This window comes from Monashia sp. HAY1-2A, assembly GCF_056755315.1.
Genome location: NZ_JBNDHY010000213.1, coordinates 1 through 6,209 on the forward strand (window position 1 = coordinate 1; position 6,209 = coordinate 6,209).

The 6,209-nt window shown below is 73.6% G+C and carries 5 protein-coding genes; 2 read left to right on the plus strand and 3 right to left on the minus strand.

All coding sequences use genetic code 11. From position 1 onward, the window contains the following. The first annotated feature begins 185 nt into the window (after window positions 1-185). Window positions 186-770: a type II toxin-antitoxin system PemK/MazF family toxin gene (locus ACPYOM_RS20495; protein ID WP_481347362.1), complete on the plus strand. Its 585-nt coding sequence runs from the start codon at window positions 186-188 to the stop codon at window positions 768-770. Window positions 771-841: 71 nt separating this feature from the next. On the opposite strand, the gene rpsT is transcribed toward ACPYOM_RS20495, so the two are convergent. The 3 genes from rpsT to ACPYOM_RS20510 all read right to left on the minus strand — a co-directional run bounded on the left by rpsT (window position 842) and on the right by ACPYOM_RS20510 (window position 4,787). Then, entirely contained in the window at window positions 842-1,102 is a 261-nt protein-coding gene (gene rpsT / locus ACPYOM_RS20500; RefSeq protein ID WP_076261025.1) for a 30S ribosomal protein S20, read from the minus strand. Window positions 1,103-1,413: 311 nt separating this feature from the next. Further along, complete coding sequence (holA, locus tag ACPYOM_RS20505) at window positions 1,414-2,373, minus strand: DNA polymerase III subunit delta (protein WP_481341641.1); 960 nt, start codon at window positions 2,371-2,373, stop codon at window positions 1,414-1,416. Between the two features lie 173 nt (window positions 2,374-2,546). Then, window positions 2,547-4,787 carry an ATP-dependent DNA helicase gene (locus tag ACPYOM_RS20510; RefSeq protein WP_481347363.1) on the minus strand — a complete coding sequence of 747 codons (2,241 nt, stop codon included), beginning with the start codon at window positions 4,785-4,787 and terminating at the stop codon, window positions 2,547-2,549. A 139-nt stretch (window positions 4,788-4,926) separates the two neighbouring features. Here ACPYOM_RS20510 and ACPYOM_RS20515 point away from each other — a divergent pair. After that, window positions 4,927-6,209 (plus strand): formate--tetrahydrofolate ligase (locus ACPYOM_RS20515; RefSeq protein ID WP_481347364.1); only part of this gene is annotated, 1,283 nt, incomplete at its 3' end.

Genomic DNA, 6,209 nt, shown 5'->3' on the forward strand with positions numbered 1-6,209 from the left:
GGTCGTGCCGATGGCGAAGCCGCCCACGGACAGCGCGAGGATGGCAAGGGCGGTGCGGCGACGGGCGGGGCTCAAGGACGACTCCGGGGGTGGATGCGGTCGGCTGGTGCGTGTGGCTCGTGCGGATCGCCGTCGACCCGGGCTCTGACCCACACGGTAACGGCGCCGTGGCTACGGTGATTCCCATGTCCGCTCGACCCGCCGGCGTCGTCCGTCGCCTCCTCCATCTCCTGCGCGGCCCGTCCCTGGCGCCGGGATCCGCCCCGTCCGTCCCGTCGCGCACGCCCAGCACGACGTCCAGCACGACGTCCAGCACGACGCGACGGCCAGGGGCCCCCGGCGCCCGGACGGTCGCGGCGCCCGGCGACTACCCGGGCGATGCGACGCAGCTGCCCGACACGACCTACGCCCCGCGGCCCGACGGCCGTCCCGACCCGGGCGAGATCGTGTGGACGTGGGTGCCGTTCGAGGAGGACCACCGCGAGGGCAAGGACCGGCCCGTCCTGCTCATCGGCCGGGAGGGCCGCTGGCTCGTCGGCCTCCAGCTGACGAGCAGGGACCACGACCTCGACGAGGAGCAGGAACGCCGGGCCGGGCGTGAGTGGGTCGATATCGGCACCGGCGCCTGGGACGGACGGCGTCGCCCGAGCGAGGTGCGCGTCAACCGCCTCATCCGGGTGGACCCGGACGCCGTGCGGCGCGAGGGCGCGGTCCTGCCGCGCGAGCGCTACGAGGAGGTTGTCGCCGCCGTGCGGGCGCACCTCGGCTGAGCGGCGGCTCTGAACAGGAAGCGGGCCCGTCACCGAGGGTGACGGGCCCGTTCAGGCAAGGCGGCCGAGCGTCAGAGGGACGCGGCCTTCTTGGCCATGGCCGACTTGCGGTTGGCGGCCTGGTTCTGGTGGATGACGCCCTTGCTCACGGCCTTGTCCAGCTTGCGGCTGGCGGCCTTGAGGGCGGCGTCGGCGGCGTCCTTGTCACCGGAGGCAGCAGCCTCGCGGAACTTGCGGACCCACGTGCGAAGCTCGGACTTGACGGCCTTGTTGCGCTCGGTGCGCTTCTCGTTCGTCTTGATCCGCTTGAGCTGCGACTTGATGTTTGCCACGTGATGTTCTTTCGTTCGGTCGGATTCTGCCGTTAGAGGGCGGCAAAGCCGTTCGGGACCGGGCGTGGGGCACCCTGCGTGAACGGCTCTGGGTGGAGCCTGCATGCGCGCACGACCTGAGCGCGCACGCAAGGACCAAAGGTACCAGCGCCGCACGCCCCCTCCAAACCGGCGCCGCAACCCCGGATGGGCTGGTCAGGGGCTGGTCAGGGGCTGGTCCGGGGCTGGTCGGGGGCACGTCGGCGGGCCGCCCCGGGTCGTCGGCGAGCCCGTCGGCCACCGTGCCCCGACCCCGTCGCGACGAGGACCGCTCAGCGTCCGCCGCGGGCACCGGCGATCGTCAGGATCGCGCGCTCGACGGCGTAGACGGGGTCGCGGCCACCGCCCTTGACCTCGTGGTCCGCCGCGGCGACCGCCAGGATCGCGGTGGCCAGGCCGTCCGCACTCCAGTGGCCGACCACCCGACGCGCCTTGTCGACCTGCCACGGCGCCATCCCGAGGCTCTTGGCCAGCTGCGCGGAGCTGCCCCGCCCGGCCGCGCCCACCTTGACGAGCTGGCGCAGCTGCGAGGCGATGACCGCGACGATGGGCACGGGGTCGACCCCGCTGGCGATGGCGTGACGCAGCAGCCGCAGCGCCTCCCCGGCCTGCCCGGCCACGGCGGCATCGGCCACGCGGAAGCCGGTGGCCTCGACCTTGCCCCCGTAGTACGTGTCGACGACGCTGTCGTCGACCGTGCCCTCGGTGTCGGAGACGAGCTGGGCGCAGGCGGCTGCCAGCTCGCGCACGTCCTTGCCGACGGCCTCGACGAGCGCCCGCACGGCCTCGCCCGTGATGCGACGGCGGGCGGCCGCGAACTCCTTAGTGACGAAGTCGGACTTGTCGCGGTCGGACTTGACGGCCGGGCACTCGACGACCCGGGCTCCCTGCTTCTTCATCGTGTCGAGGACCTTCTTGGCGCGGGGTCCTCCCCCGTGGGCGACGACGAGGCTGACCTCCGGCTCGGGCGCCGCGAGCAGGTCGAGCAGGTCGAGCTGGAGCTCGTCGGGCGCGTCGTGCACGTCGCGCACGACGATGCACGTGGCGCCGCCGAAGAGCGAGGGGCTGGCGTGCACGCGCAGCTGCCCACCCTCGTAGGTGGCGGCGTCGAGGCGGACCACCTCTGCGTCGACCGAGCGCGCGGCCGCGACGAAGGAGGCCACCGCCCGCTCGACGAGGACCTCCTCGGGACCGCTCACGAGCACGAGGGGCGGGACGCCGGTGTCGCTCATGGCCCTAGGGTGCCACGGGCGGCCGACACCTCAGTCAGGGGCGGGCAGGGCGCTGACCGTCCACGATGACGACCACCATCAGGCCACGAAGGCGGGTGTCGTGCCGGTCGCCGTCCACGTCCCGCCTTCGTGGTCGTCGTCCTGCACGCATCGGCCGAGCCCGCGGTGCCCCGTCAGTCGAAGAGCTGGCCGGTCGCGAGGCTGAGACCCAGCTGCTCGGCACGCGCCGCGATGGTCTCACCGGGCAGCTCGAAGTGCTCGACGAGCTCGTCGAGGAGCATCCCGGACTCGGCGGCGTCGCGCAGCTCGGCGTCCTGCTCGTCGCTCCACGCATGGCCGGACGTCACGGCGCTCCGGCTGCCGGGCGCGGAGGGCGGCGGGGGCGCGACCGGGCGCGGGTGCTCGCTGCCGTCCTCCTCCGAGCGCGTGCCGGTCAGCGATCGCAGCGCCGGCTCCTCGACGGGGAGCGGTTCGGGCGCGGTCTGGTCGAGTCGGCCGAGCGCGGCGAGGACCATCTGCTTGTCCGTCGTCGGGTAGAACGGCGGCAGGGAGCGCTGGAGGAACCCGGCGTACCGGGCCGTCATCATCCGCGAGTCGAGGAACGCGACGACGCCGCGGTCGTCGGAGCGGCGCACGAGGCGTCCGGCGCCCTGGGCCAGGCGGAGCGCGGCGTGCGTCGCCGAGACGGCCATGAAGCCGTTGCCGCCCATCCGGGCGATCGCCTGCGACCGCGCCGAGGCGAGGGGGTCGTCCGGCCGCGGGAACGGGATGCGGTCGATGATGACCAGCTGGCACGAGGAGCCGGGCACGTCGACGCCCTGCCACAGGGTCAGCGTCCCGAAGAGGCAGGTGCGGGGGCTGCGCGCGAACTGCCGCACGAGCGTCGTGATCTGGTCCTCGCCCTGGCACAGGACCGGGTAGTCGTCGCCGAGACGGGCGCGCATGACCTCGGCGGCGTTCTGTGCCGCGCGCGTCGACGAGAAGAGGCCCAGCGTGCGACCACCTGCGGCGCGGACCAGCTCCTCGATCTCGTCCAGGGCGGCATCGCTGGTGCCGTCGCGGCCGGGCGGCGGCAGGTGCGTGGCGACGTAGGCGATCGCCTGCTTGGGGTAGTCGAAGGGGCTGCCGACGTCGAGGCCCCGCCAGGCGGGGGCGCCGTCACCGCGCAGGCCGATGGTGCCGGCGACCGCGTCGAAGCTGCCGCCGAGCTCGAGCGTGGCGGACGTGAGGACCACCGTGCGCGCGTCGAACACCTTGTCGCGCACCAGCATCGCGACGCTCATCGGCGCGACGCGCAGCACCGGGCCACGGCGCTGGTCGTGGGAGAGCCAGACGACGTCGAGCTCGCGCTCCTCGAGGATCCGCTCGGCGTTCTCGTGGACCTCGTCGACGGCGGCGCGCGCCACCTGGCGCGCACCGTCGACCTCGGTGCCGGGGGGTGGCTTGAGGTCGCTCTGCACCTGGCGCGCGGCGTCGCGGACCCGGGCCAGGGCGAGGCCGACGGCGTCGGGGATCCCGAGCATCCGGCCCTCCTCGACGCGCTCGAGCGACGCGGCGAGCAGCTCGCCGGCCTCGGTCAGGGCGTCGGTGTTGTCGGACATCCGACCGGCTCGCTTGGCGGCCGTGGCCACCATCGAGCCGGTCAGCTCGTCGGTGATGGTGGCCGTGACGCGGTCGACGAGCTCATGCGCCTCGTCCACGACGAGGACGTCGTGCTCGGGCAGCATCTGGCGGCCTTCGAAGGAGTCGATGGCCATGAACGAGTGGTTGGTCACGACGACGTCGACGTCCTTGGCGGCCTCGCGGGCGCGTTCGACGAAGCACTCGGTGACGAAGGGGCACTTGCCGCCGAGGCACTCGTGGGCCGACACCGACACCTGGCGCCAGGCCCGCTCCGAGACACCGGGGACGAGCTCGTCGCGGTCACCGGACTCGGTGTGACCGGCCCAGTCCCGCAGGCGAACCACCTCGGCGCCGAGCCGACCGACGCCGGCGTCGACCTGCGACACCGACAGCAGCCCGTCCTCGTCGTCGGGGAAGCCGCCCTCGAGCTTGTTGAGGCAGACGTAGTTGCGGCGGCCCTTGACGAGCGCGTACGTCGGGCGGCGACCGAGGACCGGGGCGAGCGCCTCGGCGACGCGCGGCATGTCGCGGTCGACGATCTGGGCCTGCAGGGCGAGGGTCGCGGTGGCGACGACGGCAGGTTTGCCGGACCGGAACGCGTGGGCCACCGCAGGCACGAGGTAGGCGAGCGACTTGCCGGTGCCGGTGCCGGCCTGCACGAGCAGGTGCTCACCCTTGTCCACGGCGTCGCCGACGGCCCGTGCCATGGCCAGCTGGCCCGGCCGCTCGACACCACCGACCCTCGACACCGCGGCGTGGAGGAGGTCGTCGATCGAAGGTCGAGGGGCCACCGACCCACCCTATGGGGCACCACCGACACGGTGCCGCCCCCGTCCCCAGCCTGCCGGTCCCACTGAGGAGTCGCGCCGGACAGCGTGAGGTTCACGGCACTTCGTCGCCGGACGCGTCACAGCGGAGTTTGATCGAGACATGACCACGAGCCAGCCCACCGACCTCGCCATCGCGCGCGCAGCGACCCTGCGGCCGATGCTCGAGGTGGCGGCCGACCTCGGCATCGCCGAGCACCACGTCGTGCCGTACGGCCGCGACGTCGCCAAGGTCGACCTCGCCGTCCTCGACACCCCCGTCCCCGGGCGTCGGGCGACCTATGTCGTCGTCACGGCGATGACCCCGACACCGCTCGGCGAGGGCAAGACCACGACGTCGGTCGGCCTCGCCCAGGCCCTCGAGCGCCTCGGATCGCACGCCGTCGTGACGCTGCGCCAGCCCTCGATGGGGCCGACGTTCGGCATCAAGGGCGGCGCCGCCGGCGGCGGGTACAGCCAGGTCGTGCCGATGGACCGGCTCAACCTGCACCTCACCGGCGACTTCCACGCCGTGACGGCGGCGCACAACCTCCTCGCCGCGATGGTCGACAACCACCTGCACCACGGCAACCCGCTCGGGATCGACCCGCGCCGCATCACCTGGCGGCGGGTCCTCGACGTCGACGACCGCGCCCTGCGCAACGTCGTCGTCGGCCTCGGCGCCCGCGAGGACGGCGTCCCGCGGGAGACGGGCTTCGACATCACGGCCGCGAGCGAGGTCATGGTGCTGCTCAGCCTCGCGACATCGCTGCAGGACCTGCGCGAGCGTCTCGGGCGCATCGTCGTCGGCTACACCGTCGAGGGCAAGGGTGTCACCGCCGAGGACCTCGGCGCGGCGGGCGCCATGGCGGTGATCCTGCGCGACGCCGTGCAGCCCAACCTCGTGCAGACGCTCGAGGGCGGGCCCGCGCTCGTGCACTGCGGCCCGTTCGGCAACATCGCGACCGGCACCTCGTCGGTGCTCGCGGACCTCGTGGCCATGCGCGGCGCCGACGTCGTCGTCACCGAGGCCGGGTTCGGCGCGGACATGGGCGCCGAGCGCTTCTTCGACGTCAAGTGCCGGGTGGCCGGGCTGTCCCCCGACGCCGCCGTCGTCGTCGCGACGGTGCGGGCCCTCAAGGCGCACTCAGGTCGGTGGCGCATCCGCGCCGGGCGGCCCCTGCCCGAGGACCTGCTCGACGAGGACCCGACGGCCGTCGAGGCAGGTCTGCCCAACCTCCGCGCCCACGTCGACATCGTCCGACGCTTCGGGGTGACGCCGGTCGTGGCCGTCAACGCCTTCCCCACGGACCACGGCTCCGAGCACGATGTCGTGCGCCGGTTCTGCGACGAGCTCGGCGTCCGCTGCGCCGTGACGCGTCATGTGGCCGAGGGCGGGTCGGGGGC

What these genes read in the sequence shown, in the direction of transcription:
- holA (WP_481341641.1), bottom strand. Translation starts at nt 2,373, where the DNA reads ATGAGCGACACCGGCGTCCCGCCCCTCGTGCTCGTGAGCGGTCCCGAG.
- ACPYOM_RS20495 (WP_481347362.1), top strand. Translation starts at nt 186, where the DNA reads ATGTCCGCTCGACCCGCCGGCGTCGTCCGTCGCCTCCTCCATCTCCTG.